The sequence below is a fragment of the Actinoplanes sp. NPDC023936 genome (genome assembly GCF_040639325.1).
Lineage (GTDB): Bacteria > Actinomycetota > Actinomycetes > Mycobacteriales > Micromonosporaceae > Actinoplanes.
Map to the genome: position 1 here is coordinate 409 of NZ_JBEZZR010000046.1, position 18,116 is coordinate 18,524.

General features: G+C 71.3%; 14 protein-coding genes. 4 read left to right on the plus strand and 10 right to left on the minus strand.

Annotation, left to right across the window (positions count from 1 at the left end; translation table 11 throughout):
- Window positions 1–518: 518 nt before the first annotated feature.
- Both AB0F72_RS36695 and AB0F72_RS36700 read right to left on the minus strand, forming a co-directional pair.
- Window positions 519–1,490, minus strand: coding sequence for an aminoglycoside phosphotransferase family protein (locus AB0F72_RS36695; protein WP_360441829.1), 972 nt, complete (start codon window positions 1,488–1,490; stop codon window positions 519–521).
- The gene (locus AB0F72_RS36700) at window positions 1,483–2,328 is read right to left on the minus strand and encodes an alpha/beta hydrolase (RefSeq protein ID WP_360441832.1); all 846 of its coding nucleotides are present in this window, start codon (window positions 2,326–2,328) and stop codon (window positions 1,483–1,485) included. The genes AB0F72_RS36695 and AB0F72_RS36700 overlap by 8 nt, the downstream gene beginning before the upstream one ends.
- An 80-nt stretch (window positions 2,329–2,408) precedes the next feature.
- On the opposite strand from AB0F72_RS36700, the gene AB0F72_RS36705 reads away from it, so the two are divergent.
- Window positions 2,409–2,939, plus strand: coding sequence for a SigE family RNA polymerase sigma factor (locus tag AB0F72_RS36705; protein WP_360441835.1), 531 nt, complete (start codon window positions 2,409–2,411; stop codon window positions 2,937–2,939).
- A gap of 5 nt (window positions 2,940–2,944) precedes the next feature.
- Window positions 2,945–3,892, plus strand: coding sequence for a hypothetical protein (locus AB0F72_RS36710; RefSeq protein ID WP_360441838.1), 948 nt, complete (start codon window positions 2,945–2,947; stop codon window positions 3,890–3,892).
- Here the strand turns inward: AB0F72_RS36710 and AB0F72_RS36715 are convergent.
- The gene (locus tag AB0F72_RS36715) at window positions 3,889–5,256 is read right to left on the minus strand and encodes a transaminase (protein ID WP_360441841.1); all 1,368 of its coding nucleotides are present in this window, start codon (window positions 5,254–5,256) and stop codon (window positions 3,889–3,891) included. The genes AB0F72_RS36710 and AB0F72_RS36715 overlap by 4 nt on opposite strands.
- Before the next feature lie 23 nt (window positions 5,257–5,279).
- A complete protein-coding gene (locus AB0F72_RS36720) occupies window positions 5,280–9,458 on the minus strand; it encodes a beta-propeller fold lactonase family protein (protein WP_360441844.1) in 4,179 nt (1,392 codons plus the stop codon).
- A 662-nt stretch (window positions 9,459–10,120) separates the two neighbouring features.
- Here AB0F72_RS36720 and AB0F72_RS36725 point away from each other — a divergent pair.
- Window positions 10,121–11,059, plus strand: a complete 939-nt coding sequence (locus AB0F72_RS36725; protein ID WP_360441847.1) for a DUF559 domain-containing protein — start codon at window positions 10,121–10,123, stop codon at window positions 11,057–11,059.
- Between the two features lie 8 nt (window positions 11,060–11,067).
- Here AB0F72_RS36725 and AB0F72_RS36730 read toward each other — a convergent pair whose 3' ends face one another.
- The 3 genes from AB0F72_RS36730 to AB0F72_RS36740 all read right to left on the minus strand — a co-directional run bounded on the left by AB0F72_RS36730 (window position 11,068) and on the right by AB0F72_RS36740 (window position 13,865).
- Window positions 11,068–11,310: a hypothetical protein gene (locus tag AB0F72_RS36730; RefSeq protein WP_360441850.1), complete on the minus strand. Its 243-nt coding sequence runs from the start codon at window positions 11,308–11,310 to the stop codon at window positions 11,068–11,070.
- Between the two features lie 169 nt (window positions 11,311–11,479).
- Window positions 11,480–12,112 (minus strand): helix-hairpin-helix domain-containing protein, encoded by a 633-nt coding sequence (locus tag AB0F72_RS36735; RefSeq protein WP_360441853.1) that lies wholly within the window; start codon window positions 12,110–12,112, stop codon window positions 11,480–11,482.
- 394 nt (window positions 12,113–12,506) lie between these two features.
- On the minus strand, window positions 12,507–13,865 hold the full coding sequence (locus tag AB0F72_RS36740; RefSeq protein WP_360441856.1) for an APC family permease: 1,359 nt from the start codon (window positions 13,863–13,865) through the stop codon (window positions 12,507–12,509).
- Between the two features lie 82 nt (window positions 13,866–13,947).
- Here AB0F72_RS36740 and AB0F72_RS36745 point away from each other — a divergent pair, with 82 nt between their 5' ends.
- The gene (locus AB0F72_RS36745; protein WP_360441859.1) at window positions 13,948–14,367 is read left to right on the plus strand and encodes a universal stress protein; all 420 of its coding nucleotides are present in this window, start codon (window positions 13,948–13,950) and stop codon (window positions 14,365–14,367) included.
- Here the strand turns inward: AB0F72_RS36745 and AB0F72_RS36750 are convergent.
- The 3 genes from AB0F72_RS36750 to AB0F72_RS36760 all read right to left on the minus strand — a co-directional run bounded on the left by AB0F72_RS36750 (window position 14,364) and on the right by AB0F72_RS36760 (window position 17,783).
- The gene (locus AB0F72_RS36750) at window positions 14,364–16,193 is read right to left on the minus strand and encodes an adenylyl cyclase (RefSeq protein ID WP_360441862.1); all 1,830 of its coding nucleotides are present in this window, start codon (window positions 16,191–16,193) and stop codon (window positions 14,364–14,366) included. The genes AB0F72_RS36745 and AB0F72_RS36750 overlap by 4 nt on opposite strands.
- Before the next feature lie 211 nt (window positions 16,194–16,404).
- The gene (locus AB0F72_RS36755; protein ID WP_360441865.1) at window positions 16,405–17,187 is read right to left on the minus strand and encodes a class F sortase; all 783 of its coding nucleotides are present in this window, start codon (window positions 17,185–17,187) and stop codon (window positions 16,405–16,407) included.
- Window positions 17,188–17,210: 23 nt separating this feature from the next.
- Window positions 17,211–17,783, minus strand: a complete 573-nt coding sequence (locus tag AB0F72_RS36760) for a hypothetical protein (RefSeq protein WP_360441868.1) — start codon at window positions 17,781–17,783, stop codon at window positions 17,211–17,213.
- Between the last annotated feature and the right edge of the window lie 333 nt (window positions 17,784–18,116).

Here is an 18,116-nt window from a genome sequence, read left to right on the forward strand (position 1 = left end):
AGATCAAGCTGGGGTAGCCGTTCTGGTCTACGGCTGGCGTCGCCCGGCCGTAGCTCGCACATGTGATCAAGCTGGGGTAGCCGTTCTGGTCTACGGCTGGCGTCGCCCGGCCGTAGCTCGCACATGTGATCAAGCTGGGGTAGCCGTTCTGGTCTACGGCCGGCGCCGCCCAGTCGTAGCTCGTGCCGGCTACCAGCGGAACACTTCGTCTTGACCGTTGACACAGCGCTCCGGCGCGCCTATTCCGGCAGCACTCAGCACCAGCCCGCCCGTACCGCTCCACGATCGACAACTGGACGGCGCCGCCTCACGTCCCTATCAGGCGACGGCTCGTCGATCAGCCAACAAGGTCAATGCGCGCCGACCGGCCACGCGACGTGATGAGCGGCTCGCGCAGCGGCCCCGCCCTGGACGGCCTCCACCTGGTCGGCGGGGGCAGCCTCGGTGCATCGCGGGCTCACGGCTCCGGGGCGAGCGGCTCGCCGCCGATCACGCTGGCCGGTGCGCCGGCGCCGAACTCAACCGGGTCGCCGCAGGTAGCCGCCCAGGTGGGCGAGCGAATCCGGTTCGTCCTCGCCGCGGCGCAGCTCGTCGGTGAAGATCGCGATGTCCGCGAGCTTCCACCACAGCGGATAGAGCGCGAGCCCGCCCGCGGAGACGGCCCGGCCGGTGCGTTCGGTGTACCGCGCCAGCACGGCCTCGTCGCCCGGGTCCGGCTGGGCCCCGATCAGGGTGGCGAAGCGGCCGGTCAGCATCCACAGGTCGCGTTCGGGCGGCGCGACCGCCACGGTGTCCCAGTCGATCAGCAGGGGGCCGGTCGCGGTGCGGAGGATGTTGCCGGGGTGCGGTTCGCCGTGGGTGAGCACCCAGTCGGCCGGCAGCTCCGCCACCAGACGATCGGAATCGGCCAGCCAGCGGTGGATGTCGTGGGCTCGTGCGGCCAGCAGGATGCGTGCCTGCTCCGCATACGGCCCGGCGTCCCAGATCCTGTCGAGCTCACCGAGCGCCACCTCCAGGGAGTGGCGGCCGGGCAGTGTCAGGCTCATGCGCGGGGCGATGCCGGGTGGCGCGTCGTGCAGGCGGGCGAGGAGTTCGGCGATCTCCGCGCGGGTGCCGGGCGGGTGTGGCGCGAACGGGCCGGCCACGCCGTCGACCAGGGGATACAGCGACAACGCGTACCGGGAAGAGAGCCGCCGCAGAGGCGCGCCGGTCTCGTCCGGCAGCGGGGCGAGGACGAAGTCGAGCCCGGAATCGTCCCGCAGCGACACCGCGGTCGCCAGCGATCGGCGCAGCCGCTCGAACGCGGCGTCCCGGCCGGCCGGATCGAAACCGAGATCGTCCACCCTGGCGAACCAACGCTCCGCGACCGACCAGGAGTAACTGCCCGCACCCAGCGGCAGGAACTCGATCTTCCCGGCCGCCGGAGGCCAACCGGCGCGCAGCGCCGCCAGCAGGGCGGTTTCGGTCAGGCCGGCTGGGGGCTTACGCATCTTCCCGGGTCCGGGTGACCGCGGCGATCCACTCGAGGGCCGCCTGGTCCTGCGCCGTCAGCACGGAGATGTGCCCGGCGCCCGGCGTCAGGCGCAGCTCGGCGCCCTTGATCTGGTCCGCCAGCCAGGCGCTGTGCGACGCCGGCACCATCAGATCGCCCTCCCCGTGCAGGAGCAGCACCGGCACGGTGATCGTGGCCGGGTCGAAGCCCCACGGGCGCACGTAGGCCAGGTCGTCGTCGACGAGCGGCGCCGGACCGTTCGCGATCGCGGGTTGGACCACCGAGCCGAACCAGCCCCAGGCGCCGTCGAGAGCCGCCCAGTCCGCCGCGGTGAAGTCCGGATCGGTGATCGTCGGATTCGCTGCGTAGGCCTCCTTGGCGGCCCGGCCGGCGGCCGCGGACCGCAGCGACGCGACACCACCGGGGCCCATGCCCGCGAACCAGTCCAGGCCCGCAGCGGCGAACGGGGCGAGCCCGGCGCCCGCCACCGCGGCGGTCACCCGGCCGGGGAGCAGCGCCGCGCAGGCCAGGGCGTGCGGGCCGCCGCCGGAGTGGCCGAACACCGCGAACGCGTCGACACCGAGCGCGTCGGCCACCGCTGCGGCGTCACCGGCCGCCGAGGCGACGTCCCGGTCGGGGTGCGGCGTGGAACCGCCGTACCCCGGGCGGTCGTAGGCGATGAACCGGATGCCGAGGCGCTGCGCCGCCGCGAACAGCGGCGCCGGCGGCGTGCCGATGTTGGGCGTCCCGTGGTGCCACATCACCACCAGGTCCCCGTCACCGTGCGCGTAGGCGTGCAGAGTCCGCCCGTTCACCACTACATCGGTCTCGGTCATTCGGTCACCCTAGTTACATTTCGGGGAGACGCTCCACATATTCGGCCGCCGGTGGCGTCAGGAGGGCGGAGGGGAGCGCTGTGACATTCGAGGAATTTCTGACCGCACGGCTGCCCGCGCTGTTGCGGTACGCCACCGTGCTGGCCTGTGACCCGCACCTGGCCGAGGACATCGTGCAGGAGGTTCTCGCCCGGGCGCAGCCACGCTGGGGCCGGATCGCCGCCGCGGACGTGCCCGAGGCGTACGTGAAACGCATGATCATCAATGAGCTGGCCTCGTGGCGGCGTCGCCGGGCCGCCCGGGTCGTGCCGCTGTCGTACGACGCGCTCGACGCGGTCAGCGCGCCGTCCGACGAACCGCAGCGGGCCGTCGGCGAACGCGACGAGATGATCCGGCGGATCGCGCGGCTCCCGCTGAAGCAGCGGATCGTGATCGCGCTGCGGTTCTACGAGGGGCTGAGCGACCACGAGATCGCCGATCTGCTCGGCTGCCGGCCGGCCACGGTCCGCAGCCACACCTCACGGGCGCTGGCCAGCATGCGCGCGAACTTCCCCACCGACTTCTCGTCGGGCACCGACTTTTCTTCCGGCACTGCCCGGATCGGAGGCTGACCGCCGTGAACGAACAACTGATCAAGGACGCTTACGACGCCATCGCCGGCACGGCGGTCTCGCCGGAGCGGGTGCGGGCCCGGCTGAACGCCCGCGTCACGGCACACCGGCAGCGGCGGTTGCTGCTGGCCGGCGCCGGGATGGCCACGGCCGCCGCCGCGGTGGGCGTACCCGTGGCGTTGCGTGTGCGGCGCGGTGAGCCGGCCGTGCCCGCCGCGTCCCCCGCCATCGAACTCCCGCCGACGGAATTCCGCGTGGTGTCGCTGCTCTTCGCGCCGCAGTGGCTGCCGGACGGGCTGGTCGAGCGGTTCCGCGCGGTGAAGTTCGACGTCGCCAGCGGGAAACCGCTCGGCGGCAACCGGTCGTGGTACCCGACGGGCTCGCCGTACACGGTGGAGGTGCCGAAGGGCAGCGTGTCGTTCTCGGTCGGTGAGCGGATTGACGACGGGTCGGGCGAGCCGGTGATGGTCGGTTCGGTGCGGGGCACCCTGCGGGTCACCGACAGCGCGTGGGTGGAATGGCAGCCGAAGGGCAAGCCGTCGATGATCGTGTCGGTCTACGGCACCGCCGACGACACCGAGATCGCCCTGCGGGTCGCCCGGTCGGTCGCCGCGACCGAGGAGACCATGCTGGTCACGATGGACCTGCCGGAGGTGCCGGAGGCGTTCGCCGGATACGCGACGTTCGAGGTCAACCCCACCGGCAACGGTACGGGGGTGCAGACGCTGGGCTACACGTCGGCTGATCTGCGCAGCGGGTTCCGGCTCACCACCGAGGCGCCGCAGCCGGAGCAGCAGTACCTGGCGGTGGAGCGGGACGGCATGACCGTGTATCTGCCGGGGGAGCTACCGGGAGTGGTCGGCGACGGTGTGACGCTGACCGAGAAGGAGAGCCAGAACGTCATCAACCAGGTGACGTTCCGGCCCCCCGACGTCTCGTGGGCGGAGTTCTAGGCCGTCAGCTCCGCGAGGGCGGCCTCGAAGATCTCGTGGTGCCGGGAGACGTCGGCCGTCGTCGTCTCCGGGCACATCAGCGCCATGTTGTGGAACGGGGTCAGCAGCACCCCGCGGTTCGCCAGGTAGACGTGCAGGAAGTCCTCCAGCTCGGCGTCCGCGCTGCGCGCCGACTCGGTGCCGTTGCGCGGGGCCGGGTCGGCGAAGCGGTATTCCACGCGCGCTCCGAGACGGCTGACCGACCACGGCAGGCCGTACCCGTCAATGATCTTTGAAATGCCGGTGGCGAACGCCGACGCCGTGCTGATCATGTGGGTGAACGCGTCCTCGGTGAGCACGTGCTCGAGGGTGGCGCGGGTCGCGGCCATCGACACCGGGTTGCCGGCGAGGGTGCCGCCGACGCCGCCCATGTCGACGAGGTCGAGGTCGCCGCGGCCGCTGAGCGCGTCGGCGAGTTCCCGGGAGAGCCCGTACGCGCCCACCGGCACGCCGCCGCCGATCGCCTTGCCGATCGTCACGACGTCCGGCGACAGGCCCCAGAACGCTGTCGCGCCGCCCGGCCCGGCCGAGAACGTGTGCGTCTCGTCGTTGATCAGGTAGGTGCCGTACTTGCGGGTCAGCGCGCGGACGCCCGCGAGATATCCGTCCTCGGGCAGCACGATGCCGATATTGGTCAGCGCCGGCTCCATCAGCACGGCCGCCACGTCACCGTGCGCGAGCTCGCGTTCCAGGCCCTCCAGGTCGTTGAACTCGGCGACCCGGCTGGTCTGCGTCACGTCGGTCGGCGCGCCGACGTTGCCCTCGCGACTCGTGCCGCGCCCGTCCGGACCGACGACGATCAGCGACTCGTCGACCGAGCCGTGGTAGCAGTAGCTGTTCACGAGGATCTTGGAACGGCCGGTCACCGCGCGCAGCAGGCGGATCGCCCAGCGGTTCGCGTCGGTCGCGGTCAGCGCGAAACTCCAGGCCGGCAGGCCGAACCGGCGGGCCAGCTCGGCCCCGGCGACAGCGGCGTCCTCGGTCGGGAGCATGGTGCTCAGGCCGCCGAGGTCGCTGATCCGGCGGGTGACCGCCTCGACCACCGGCGCGGGGGAGTGACCGGCCATCGCGCCCGTGTCGCCGAGGGCGAAGTCGACGAACTCGTTGCCGTCCACATCGGTGATGCGGTTGCCGCGCGCCTTGTCCAAGTAAATCGGGAAATCCGCGGCCGTCTTGTTCATCCACGTCATCGGCACGCGGCCGAACAGGTGGTCAGCTTTCTCATAGGCTCCCGCAGACCGGGGGTGCCGCTCGGCGAACGCGGCGCGTTCCCGGGCGGACAGGGACTGCAAACGGGCGCGATCGATTCCGGAATCCGTCGACATGGCGCGACGTTACCAGGGAATCGTCACTCTTCCGTGGTTCTGAGCACGGTAACCGTACGTCCGCCCCCGTCCGTCACATAGAGCCGCAGACCGTCCGGTGACAGTGCCACGACCCGTGGACTGTCACCGACCTTGACCGTCGACACCACCTTCGTGGCATTCATGTCGACCACGGACAGGGTGTCGGAGCCCTCGTTCACCACGTACGCGTGCTTGCCGTCCGTCGACGTCATCACCGCCTGCGGCTCCTTGCCGACGCTCACCTGCTTGATCCGGCGCAGCGTCGCGGTATCGAAGATCTCCACCCGGTCCAGGTCGTAGTTCGTGACGATCAGCTTCGCGCCGTCCGGCGTCAGCGCGATCGCGTGCGGCGACCGGCCCACCTTGATGTTGCGCTGCACGATCCGGTCCGCCGTGTTCACCACCGAGATCTGGCTGGACTCGTGGTTCGCCGTGTACGCGATACTGCCGTCCGGTGAGAACGTCACCCAGTGCGGGTTCGGCGGCACCGAGATCCGGCCCGATTCGGTCAGGGACTGGTCGTCGTAGATCTCCACCCGAGCGCCGTTGTGAATCGGCAGCCACACGTCCCCGCCCGGCCCGACCGCCGGCTCGAACGGCCGTGGACCGGTGCGGATGGTCTTCACCAGCTTGCGGTCCTTCGTGTCGATCACGGCGAGGCCGTTGCCGGTGAAGTCGTTCTCGAACATGCTCGCGTACAGCCGGCTGCCGTCCTCCGAGATCGCGATGAACCGCGGCGTGTTCGGCACCGACACCTTGGTGATCTTCCGGCTGCCGACCTCGATGAAGTGCACGTCCTTGGAGTTCTGGTCGGCCACGTACACCATCTTGTTGTCCGGCGAGACGACCACGCCCTCCGGCTCCTGCCCCAGCCGGAAGCGGTCCACCACGACCGGCTTGGCCAGCGACGCCGGAATCTCGGCGGCCGGCGGCGGGGCGGTCGTGCCATCCCCGCCCGGCTCGGTCTGCTCCTGGCCCGGCTGCTGCTGCTGCTCCTGCTGCCCCTGTTGCTGCGGGGACGCCGCGGGGTTGTCGTCACTGCGCAGAAGGCGGACGCCGAGATAGCTGCCGGCCGCGAGGACCGCCACCGCGAGAAGGATCACCAGGGCCAGGCCGGCCCGGCGCCGGGGCTTTTCCGGGTACGGGTCCGAGTGCGGCCCCTCCGGCGGAGGCGACCCGGGATGGGATGCGCCGGGCGGGGCCGTTCCACGAACGGTCGCCGGATAGCCGGCCGCCGGGCTGGCCGGGTAGCCGCTTCCCGGAGGGGCCGGATAGCCGGTTCCCGGGGTCCCCGGATATGCGGCGCCGGGGGGCGGCGGGTATCCGGGCGCCGGAGTGGCGGGCGGGGCCTGCCAGCCGCCGTCGGCGGGGGAGGCGGGCCAGGCGGAGACCCGGGAGGTCGGCTGGCCCCAGGGGTCGGCGGGTGCCGCTTGCGTCCAGGGGTCGGCGGGGCCGCCCGAAGCCTGCCCGGCCCAGGGGTCGGGCTGCGCCGGACCCGGCCGGGGATGGGGCTGCGCCGCCCCGGATGTTGGCGAGGCGGGCGCGCCGGAGACCGGGCCCGGCGGCGGGCCTGCGCCGGCCCACGGGTCGTCGGATCCGGGGCCGCGACCGGGCCATCCCGACGTGGGTGCGCTGGCTGCCGGTGCGGACGGCCACGAGGGCTCGGACGGCGCGGCCGACACCGGCCGCGGCGCCGGCGGATCGGCGGCGCCCGGCACCGGCCGTGCGGCCAGTGGACCGGTGGCGCCTGACACCGGCCGCGCGGGCAGCGGATCGGTGACGTCGGTGTCCGGGTGGGAACGCGTTCGAGCGGGCGGGGTCAGCCACGGATCCCCGGCGACACCGCGATGGCTGGGCCAGGGATGCGCTGGTGTCGCTTCCTCAGCCGGTTCACCAGCCGCTACCGGCGTCGATTCAGGTGCCCGGGCCGGTTCGGGCACCGGGGTGGATTCAGACGCGGCGGCCCGATCGGGCGCCGGGATGGGATCGGCAGCCGGATGCGGTGCTGGTTCCGGCGTTGCGGCGACCGGCTCGGGCTCCGGGTGCTCCGAGATCGCTCCACCGGAGGAGACGTCGGAACCCGTTCGCCCGGCCTCTTCGGCCGCGGACTGGGTACGCAGCCACGCCGCCCCCGCAACCGAAGCCGTCGGCCACGACCCGGCCGCGCTCCACCCTTGATAGCCACCAGCGTCCGGCTGCTCATCCTCGGACGCCGGCTCACCCGACTGCGCCCCCGCCACGGCAGGCGCCTCGTCATCCTCTGCGGCGGCGTTCGGCGCGGCGCCATCCGTGGATCCCGGATCCGCGGGCGCGCGGTCGTTCGAAACGGCTTCCGCAGAGGCGCGGTCAGGGGATCCGGCATCCGCCGCTGGCGTGGCTCCGGCGTCCGCCGGTGTCGCCTGTGCGGCCGGTGCAGCCTGCGCGGCCGCTGGAACGGCGCCCGGCGAACCTTCCCCCCGGCCCCATCCAGCAACAGCTCCGAACCCCGCCGCAACCGCCCCGAAACCGGCAGCAGCCGACGAGGACCCGTGGCCGGCCGCCGCGGGCCGATCATCGGAACTCTGCCGTGGTTCAGGCACCGGTCCGCCGTTCCCCGAACTCTCCTGACCCGCCGTGGCCTCCCCAGCAGCGGGAACATCAGCCTCTTTCGAGGTTACGGCTGGTGGCGGGCTCGCGGTGCCCGTACCCGATGGGTGGTCGGACCCGGACGCAGCCGGAACCGGACCGCGGGGTTGTGGAGGCCGCGCGCTCCAGCCGAATCCGCCGCCGGCAGCCCCCGGCCACCCCGGCTCGGACGCGACCGGCTCAGAGGCAACCGGCTCGGACACGACCGGCCCAGACACGACCGGCCCAGACACGACCGGCCCGGACATGACCGGCCCGGACACGATCGGCCCGGACGCGACCGGCTCGGACGCGACCGGCGCCGCGGGAAGCGGGATCGCATCCCCCACCGGAGGCGGCGGCACAACCCCCGGCCCGGCCGGCGACTCCGGCACGGGCTGCCACCCGGCGCCCGCCGGCAGCTCCGACGCGGGCCGGGCGCCGTTCGCACCGGGCGTGGGCTGGAACCCGCCGGTAGCCTCCAGTTCCTCCGCCACCTCACCGGTCACGACCAGCCGGGCCGAGCCCGCCGGACCGTCCAGCGTGACGACGCCGTCGAGGCGGCCCACGGTCGGGAACCAGGAAACCTTCAGCACGCTGCCCTCGAGCCGTGCGTGCAACCCGTCGACCGAACTGGTCACCGCGGACGCGACGGTCAGCGGCGGACCCTGCACCGGGATCCCGGCGGCCAGTTGCCGGGTGCCGGGCGGGACGCGGCCGAAGTCGAGGGCGGGTTCGGTGAGCCGTACCGATGTGCGTCGCAACGCGGCCGCGGCCGCGGCAGCCACCCGGCCCTCACCGGTGGTCATGCGCCGCAGGGTCTCGCGGGCTTCGACCGCGCGGGTGAGATCAGCGCCGGCGGCCGCGACGGCCAGCTGGGCGATCATCGTCATCTGGTCGCTGCCGGGGCGGCGGATGCGGGACAGGTACGGCTGGCGGCCCGACCCGAACACCCACTGCCGCACGCTGGGGTCCCGTTCCCGCAGGTGGTCGTGGAGCTCGCCGATGCCGACGAACCCGTCCCGGTCCCGGTCGGCAGAGCCGTTGCGAATCCCGTCCGCGATCATCCCGGCGAACGTGGGTGGCTCCAGCCGCGCCGTCGTGGCGATCACCACCCGGCTCTGCCACTCCGCCGACCGCGCGGCGCGGAAGTGCTGCCCGGCGTCGACCGGCCCGCCGGTGCGCCCGTCGAGCAGCACCACGGCCTGCCCGGCACCGCTGCGCTGCATCATCACGGCAAGCCGCGAGACATCGACGGCCGTCTCCTGCGGCCGGGCCATCGCGGTGTCCGCGCCGGCGAGGTAGAGCCCGCCGCCCGGCCCGGTCAGCATGATCCCGCGGAAGTACAGCAGGACAAGATCGTCCTGGTCGCGCCCCTCGAACAGCGCCGTGATCCGCGCCTGCGTCTCAGCGGTGCCCGGATCGTGCAGGAACGCCACGTCGAACCCGCCGAGCCCACCGTCACCGAGTGCCTGAGCGAGCACAGGCACGTCCGCGGACGGCACCGCGAACCTGCTCAGCACAGGATCGTCCTGGTGCTCGACCGTCACCACCACTGCCAGCCGTCGGCCGCTCATCGCATCACCCTTCATCCATGGTGCGATGCCGGAGCCCCGCCACGAAACCCCTGGATGATTACGAACCGCCATCTCCCGGAAACGCAGCGTTGTTGATCTAGGTGGTCCTCTACCCGGTCGCCATAGCGATCTACCTGCGGTGATGTTGCTCCCGAGCCGCTGAGACCGGCAAGGTTCCCGACCGTGCCGAATTCACTGGATTCAGTGGATCTGGCACGCTGACGGATATTTGTCTTTCATCGGGTACGCGTCGATCAGCATCCAACCGCACTCGCGCGTCCCCGAGAGTCCGCGCGACCACCTGCCCACTCCAGGCCGTCCGGCGACCGCCGGCGACCGGTGCATGGCCACCCGCTGAGTGTTGACTTCAGGTGCGGAGCGCGCCCGAATTTCACACGCGGCGCGGCTTCCCGGGGTGCGTGTTGACTTCAGGTGCGGAGCGCGCCCGAATTTCACACGCAGTGCGGCTTTCCGGGGTGCGTGTTGACTTGAGGTGCGGAGCGCGCCCGAACTTCACACGCAGTGCGGCTTTCCGGGGTGCGTGTTGACTTCAGGTGCGGAGCGCGCCCGAACTCCACACGCTGGAGGTGGGGCGGGGTGGTTGTCCACAGGCTGGCTGGTTGGGCGGGCGGGGCGCCTCGGAGAGCTGCCACCGTGGCGGGATGACGGCACCGCCTCCGAGCGACTTCGACGACGTCTGCGATGAGCAGTCCGGTGTGCTGACCACCGCCCAGGCGGTTGACCTGCTGGGCCGGGGAACCGTGCGCGGCCATCTCAAGGCGCAGCGGTGGCGCCGAGTGTGCCGGGGCATCGTCACCACGACGAATGGCAAGCTGGAACGACGCCAGCAGGTATGGGTGGCGGTTCTGACGGCCGGACCGGGTGCGCTGCTCGGGGGCGTGACGGCGCTTACCGAGGCGGGGGTGCGGGGGCTTCGCGAGAAGTCGCTGCGGGTCGTGGTTCCCGCCGTCCGGAGCAGGAGCACCCGGCTGCCGGACATGCCGCCCGACATGCCGGCGGTGCGCGTGACGCGTACCCGGTTCCTTCCGGAGGAACACCGGCAACCGGCGACTCCGCCGCGAACGATCGCTTCCCGGGCGATGGTGGACGCGGCAGCGTGGGCTCCGAGCGCGGACGCCGCGCGGACGATCATCGCGGTGACGTTCCAGCAGCGATGTGTGGTGGCCGAGGACGTGTTCAGTGTGCTCGACGGACGACGGAGGCTGCGACGACTCGGATTGATCAAGCGGACGGTGCTGGACGTCGCCGGCGGTTCCCTGGCGCTCTCGGAGATCGACTTTGTCGCGTTGTGCCGGACGGCCGGGCTCCCGGCGCCGGACCGGCAGGTGCCCCGGCGTGACGGGTCAGGCCGGTTGCGGTACCTCGACGCCTACTGGCGACGCTGGCGGTTGCACGTCGAGGTGGACGGCTCGCATCACGTGGAGGCGAAGCAGTGGGCCGAGGACATGCTGCGGCAGAACGAGCTGTGGATCGCCGGCGACCGAATACTGCGATTTCCCGCTGGTGTGATCCGTGCACGGCCGGACGTGGTGATCGGCCAGGTGCGGGCGGCGCTCGGAGCTGCCGGGTGGAGCGATTGAGTAGTGCGTCAGACCATGACGTCGATGGTCTGGTGGTTGTTGCGGATGCGGGCGAGCTCGGTGGCGCGGGCCGCTTCGACGCGGGAGATCTCGGAAGCCGCGTTCTGGATCGTCGCCCGGATGGTGGTGAGGGTGCCGTTGTCGGCGGACTCCGAGGTGAGCGACTCGGCCAGCTTCACGCGGCTGCTGTGCAGGCGGCTCCAGGCGACGGAGCTGTTCCAGGTGAAGGCGGTGGCGGCGCTGATGTTCATCGGGGCTCCTCGGTGATGCCGGTTGGGGACGGCCGCAACCATCGTCGGGGGCGCTCCTGACCTGCAACTTTTCCCAGTGAGCTAGGCAACAGCTGTGCAACCTGCGCGGTTGCCGTGAAAAACAGCCGCGATCCGGTACGGGGATACCGGATCGCGGCTTCTCGCAGGGTCAGCTCTTGACGGCGATGAGGTCGCGCGCCTTGTCCGGCCAGGTCGCGAGCGTCGGGGCGAGACGCATCCCGGCCGAGGTGACCGCCTGCTTCAGCGCGGCGACGTCGGAGTCGGCCAGCTTGGCGTACGTCGTGATGCCGGCCGCCGCGAGCGCGATCGCCATCTTCGGGCCGATGCCCGGGATCTTGGTGAGGTCGTCGGGCTCCGGAACGTCGGCCGGAACCGCGGCCGCGATCTCGGCGGGCGTGAGCGGCGCGGCCTCCGGCTCCTCGGCGGCAACCGGACCAGCAGGCTCCTCGACAGCGACCGGCTCAGCAACGACCGCGACGGGCTCGGCGACGACGGGCTCCGGGGCGACCACGGGCTCGGCAGCGGCGACGGGCTCGGCAGCGGCGACCGGCTCGGCAGCGGCGACCGGCTCCGGGGCGACCACGGGCTCGGCAGCGGCGACGGGCTCGGCAGCGGCGACGGGCTCGGCAGCGGCGACCGGCTCCGGGGCGGCGACGGGCTCAGCGGCGACAACCGGCTCGGGCTTCTCGACCGGCGAGACCTCCGAAGTGACCGCCGGCGTCACAGCAGGAGCAGCCGAAACCTCAGCGGACTCGGTGGAATCCACCTCGACAGTCGACACAGGCGACACGGTGGACTCGGACGACGGCGACACCGTGGACTCAGGCTCGGGCGCCGACACGACAACCGGCGCGGCAACAGGAGCAGCGGCAGCAGGAGCAGCGGCAACAGGAGCAGCGGCAGCGGCAGCCGGGACAGCGGCAGCAGGGGCAGCGGCAGCGGGAACAGTGGACGCGGCGGGGACGACGGGCGCATCGGAAGAGGCCGGTACAGGCTTGGCGGCGCCGAGCCGTCCCTTGATCAGCCAACCGGCAATCGCGCCGATCACGAGCCCGGCGACAAAGTAGAGGAATGATGCCATATCGGGCCTCCGGACAGGAGATGGGGGTGCATGTGGTAGCGGGCAGCTTTCCACATCCCCGTCAACCAGCAAGAACGAGGGCCCGGTGTGCCGTTTACCGTCGCGAAACAGCGTCCGGCAGGTACCGATTCGCCGCGTACGTGACAGCCCACAGCACCACGCCGATCAGCAGCAGCACCCCGGCGACCCGGTAGTCCGCGGCGGCTCGGCCGGAGAGCGGGCTCGCGAGGAACGCGCACGCCAGCGCTCCCAGCACCGGGATCACGGTGGGCGCCTTGAAGTGGTCGTGGTCGACCGGGTCCCGGCGGAGCACCAGGACCGCCACATTGACCACGGTGAAGACGCAGAGCAGCAGCAGCGCGGTGGTGCCGCCGAGCGCGGTCAGGTCGGCGAACCAGATCAACCCGAAAGCGATCACGGTGGTGAAGACAATTCCCACCCACGGGGTACGGCGGGTGCGGTGTACCCGGCCGAGCACCCGCGGCAGGACCCGCTCGTTCGCCATGCCGTACAGCAGCCGGCTGGCCATCATCATGTTGATCAGGGCGCTGTTGGCCACCGCGAACATCGTGATGAACGCGAAGATCGAGAGCGGGAAGCCCGGCGCGCCGGCCGAGATCACCTTGAGCAGGGGAGTGTCGCCGGAGCCCAGCTCCTCGGGCGTGACCAGAGCGACCGCCGAGATCGCCACCAGCACGTAGATCAGCCCGGTGATGCAGAGCCCGGTCAGCATCACCTTCGGGAAGATCCGTACCGGGTCGCGGGTCTCCTCGGCCATGTTCACCGAGTCCTCGAAGCCGACCATCGCGAAGAAGGCGAGCGCGGTCCCGGCGGTGACCGACAGCGCGATGCTCTCGCCGGGCGCGGTGTTGAATTCGGTCAGCCGGGACAGGTCGCCCTCGCCGCCGCCGAGCGCCCACGCGCCGATGCAGATGACGATCAGCAGACCGGTCAGCTCGACGCAGGTGAGCACCACGTTGGCCTTGACGCTCTCGCCGACGCCACGGAAGTTGATCAGAGCGACCAGGGTGATGAAGCTGAGCGCCACGGCGGTCAGGGCGAAGCCGTCCCCGAGCGACAGGTCGAACGCCTCGGCGAAGTTCCCGGCGAACGCCTTTGACGCGCTGGACGCCGAGGTGAGCCCGGAGCACATCACCGCGAAGGTGATCATGAAGGTGAGGAAGTGGATGCCGAAGGCCTTGTGCGTGTAGAGCGCCGCACCGGCGGCCCGGGGGTACTTGGTGACCAGCTCCAGGTAGCTGAACGCGGTGAGCAGCGCGACCAGGAACGCCACCAGGAACGGCAGCCACACCGCGCCGCCGACCTCGTTGGCGACCTTGCCGGTGAGGGCGTAGACGCCGGTGCCGAGGATGTCCCCGACCACGAAGAGCAGGAGTAAGGCCGGCCCGATGACCCGATTGAGTGTCGGCTGTTCCTCTTGGGTATCGGTCACGTCCGCCACCCCCGGAAAATGGTCCACTGCGGAACAGTGACGTTACCCGTACCTTGAGTGACGGGAAACCTGGGAGGACACCATGAAAATCGTGCTCGCGGCCAACCCTGAGGCCGATCAGCCGTGGGTCACCGACGTGGCCGCCGACCTGGTCCGGCAGACCGGCGCCACGGTCGCGGTGGTGGCGGTCGACGAGCTGGAGAGCGAACATCTCGCGCCGATGCCGCGCAGCGTCTACACCGAGCGCGCGGAACGGGCCAGGGACACCGCCGTGCGGCGGCTCGCGGAGGCCGGCATCGAGGCGACGGGTACGGTCCTGCCCGGCCGCGCGATCGACCAGATCATCCGTTTCGGTGAGGAGCAGTCGGCCGACCTGATCGTGGTCGGTTCCAGCGCCCGCCCCCTGGTGGCTCAGCGGCTGCTGGGAAGCGTGCCGCTGAGCCTGATCCAGAAGGCGGGCCGCCCGGTGCTGGTGGTCACGCACCCGGCGAAGGCGGGCTAGGGGTAGTCGACGATGTAGACCGGCGCGCCGACCTTGGTCATGTCGGCCGCCTCGCCGACCCCGTTGACCACGTGGTTGATGACGCCGGCGCTGAGGTTGACGGTCATGATGTGGTGCAGCTTCACGCCGGGCGTCCGCGGCACCTCGAACCCGTTCTCGGTCTCGATCGACGGGTTGTTCTGGTTGAAGACGTAGACGCCCCCGCCGTACAGGGAATGGGTCTTGACCTTGGATCCGACCTTGTAACCGGCGTAGCCCTTGACGTCGCCGTTCATCCAGTCGGCCTGCGTCGGCGGGTCGTAGGGGAGCTCGTTCTGGTAGAGCACGGTGGTGCCCCGCTCGCCGTTCCAGACGGTGTTGTACTTCTGGAAGTGCTCGACGAACAGGCCGGTCGCTGTGACGTCGTCGCCGTTGATGACAGCGCCGTACCGTCCGGTGTTGGTGCGCCACCGGTCGGTGTCACCGTTGACGCCCTCGGTGAACCCCTCGACGCCGTGGTCGCCACGCCACACCCAGGTGTGGTCGATGAGGACGTCGTCGCTGTTCACCTCGAGCGCGATGTTGGTCTTGCCGATGTGCGGGCCGCCGACCCGGAAGTAGACGTCCTGCAGCGTGGTCGGGTTGTTCGGGTTCGACACGCCGTGGCCGTGCTTGGCGCCGACCCGCAGCAGCACCGGCGACTCCTTGGCGCCGGCGTCGATGGTCACGCCGGCCACGACGATGCCGGGCACGTCCGCGACGTTCAGCGGGGTGGAGCCGTTGACCGCGGTCAGCGTGGCGTGGCCGATGCCGAGCACCACGGTGTTCGGGCGCCAGACCTCGATCGAACGAGCGATGTCGTAGACGCCCGGCGTGATCAGCAGGTGCTTGCCGAGCGCGAGCGCCAGGTTGATCTTCGTGACCGAGTCGCCGGGCTTCGCGACGTAGAAGTCCGACAGCGGGATGGTCCGGCCCGGTCCGCCCCACGAGACGCCGCTGGTGTTGCGCTGCGCGGCGGGGACGCGTACCTGGTACTTGCCCTTGGCGTCGACGAACAGGTACGGCTTCTCCCGGCTGACCGGGGTCTTCTCGAGGGTGGTGTAGGGCGGGTCCGGGAACGCCGAGTCGTCCGGGGCGCCCTGCACGCCGGCGAAGACCTGGTTCCACACCGCGTTCGACCAGCTGGCGACCTCGCTGTTGCGGGTCAGCCACTGCTGCTGCGAGCCGTTCGTGGTGGCCGGCAGCTTCGCGTCGGCGATGAAGCCGCCGCTGGCGTACTGCGGGCCGGCCGTGCAGTAGTCCATCAGCGACAGGCCGCCGCCGGTGAACTGCACCCGGCGCAGCGAGGTGGCCTGCGAGACGGCCCAGAAGTTGGCCGTCTGCCGGCAGCTGTCCTGCCCGGCCGCGTTGATGTTGACGGTCAGGTTCGAGACGGTACGCCAGAAGTTGACCAGGGCCAGGCAGTTGTCAGCGGTGAGGCAGCGGTTGTAGACCTCCACCTTGCCGTTGATCACCACGTCGCCGGGAGTGGCGCCGAGGCCGGTCAGCTCGGTGTAGTAGCCGACCTTGATCTGCAGCGGCTGCTCGGCGGTGCCGTAGGTGCCGGGCTTGAACAGGTACGCGTACCGCTGCGTACCCATCTCGTTGTTGACCTGCGCGGCGTGCGTGGCGTCCAGGGTGGCCTGGATCTCGCTGACCGGCATGCTGGGGTCGAAGACGGTGACGTTCGGGCCGAGGTTCGGCGCGGCTGAGGACGGCGTGGCGGCGGCGGGGCTGGCCGAAACGCCGGCGGCCGCGAGCACGAGGCCGAGAGCGAGAGCTCCGGCGGTGGTGCGGCGTCGCGTCATGCGAGGGGTTCCTTCCGTAACAAGATCGCAATGATCCCGGTCACAGAAGCAACCCTCGAACCTCGATGTCAAGGGCATCGATCCCCCATACCGGGGTGCATGGGGACGAGACACCCGGGTTCCGGAACCTGGAGCCCCCGAAACCGGTTCCGCAACCGTTCCCGGCGCGCAAAATCAAGACCTTGCTTGGGTACGGGCGGAGCACCGGCCCTCAGCCTCGCCGGGAGGCGTAGACCACCACGTTGTCCCGATAACTGCCCCGGCTCCGGTCGAAGCTGCCGCCGCACGTGATCAGGCGGAGCTCGGGGCGATCGGTGGCCCCGTAGACTTCGTCCGTCGGAAAGGCACGCTTGGGGTAGGTGGCGACCCGGTAGACCTCGAAGGTCGCCACGGTGCCGTTCTTCCGCCGTACCGTGATGGGGTCGCCCAGGCGGACCTCCCGCAGCCGGAAGAAGACCGCAGGGCCCTCGCGGGCGCTGTCCACGTGACCGATGATGACCGCCGCGCCCGGCTCACCCGGCGTGGGGGAGTGGCGGTACCAGCCGGCCGGCGCGCCGGCCGTGAGCGGCGGAACCTCGAGCGTGCCGTCCCGGCGCAGGCCGAGGCTGCTGACCGCGGTGTCCAGCTCGACCCGCGGGATCTTCAGCTGCACCGGCTCGGAGCGAGGGAGGCTCCCGGGTGCGGTCTTGGCCCTCGCAGTGGCGGCCGGGGGAGCGGGCACGGAGTCGTCGTCCGGGGTGGTGGTGCCGGCCGTCGTTGTGCCGGCTGCCGTCGTTGTGCCGGCTGCCCCCGTTGTGTTGGCTTTAGCGCTGTTCTGCGCGGAGGGATTGCGGGCGGGGGTGGTGCTCGGCGAAGGCTGGTGATGCGCGGGCTCGGCCGCGACAGGTGTCGGGGTCGTCGCCTCGGTGCGCAGACCCATCGCGGTACTGGCCGTCCCCAGCACGGCGAGCAACACGGCAAGCCCCGCCGCCCGCCGATCCCGAATCTGCGGCATGCCGGTCCGTGCCCGCCGGCGGCTCAGGCGCGCGGGCGGCGGCCCACCGCGTAGGCGGCCGTGCCGGACGCGGCGATCAACAGGAACAAGCCCATCACCAGGAACGGAACGCGCCGATCGTCGGCGCCACTGCCGCCACCGGCGTCGACCCCGCCCTTGGGCGTCGGCGCGGTGGTGGCGTCCTCGTCGTCGCCGTTGCCGCTGCCGCCGTTGTCGCCTCCGGTGCCGTTCCCCCCGTTGTCGCCCCCGTTGTTGCCACCCCCGTTGTTCCCGCCACCGTTGTTCCCGCCCCCGTTGTTCCCGCCGTCGCCGTTGCTCGGGGCGCTTCCGCTCGGGTAGGGATCGACGCCTCCCGGATCGGGGCTGCCGTTGCCGGGCCCGCCGCCGCCCGGGTCCACGCTGACACTGGTATCCGGATAGGCGCTCGGCTCCGACGAACTGGCCCCCGGCACCGGTTGCCCCGTGTTGTCACCGTTGTTGTCGCAGGTGGCGAGCACGATGAAGAGCAGGAGCAGCGCCAGGAGCAGCCCGACGCCCAGGGCGATGGCCCGATCGCGGCGCGCACGGCGCGCCGGTGCCGCGTGACTGTAGGACACGGGGTGCCTTTCGCCGAAAACCGGCACATCCCAGTCGGGACGGTGGCCGCCACGTTAGTGACCTACGAGCCCTCACCGCATCCCCATGTCCGTGATCAGTCACTTTCAATCCCGCCGCCCGCCCGCCGCCCGCCGCCCGCCGGGACGCCCGGAAACGCGTCAGCCGGCACGCTGATCGACGCTTGAACCGTCCACCATCGGCGATGGAGGGCGCGATGAGGTCACACACAACGTGACCGTGTGCCCGCGTCCCTGCCGGGGCGGAGACGCTGTCACACACACGGCTTCGGTGAGCCCTCATCGACGTCGGCGTGAGCTTCGGTGTGCTTCCTT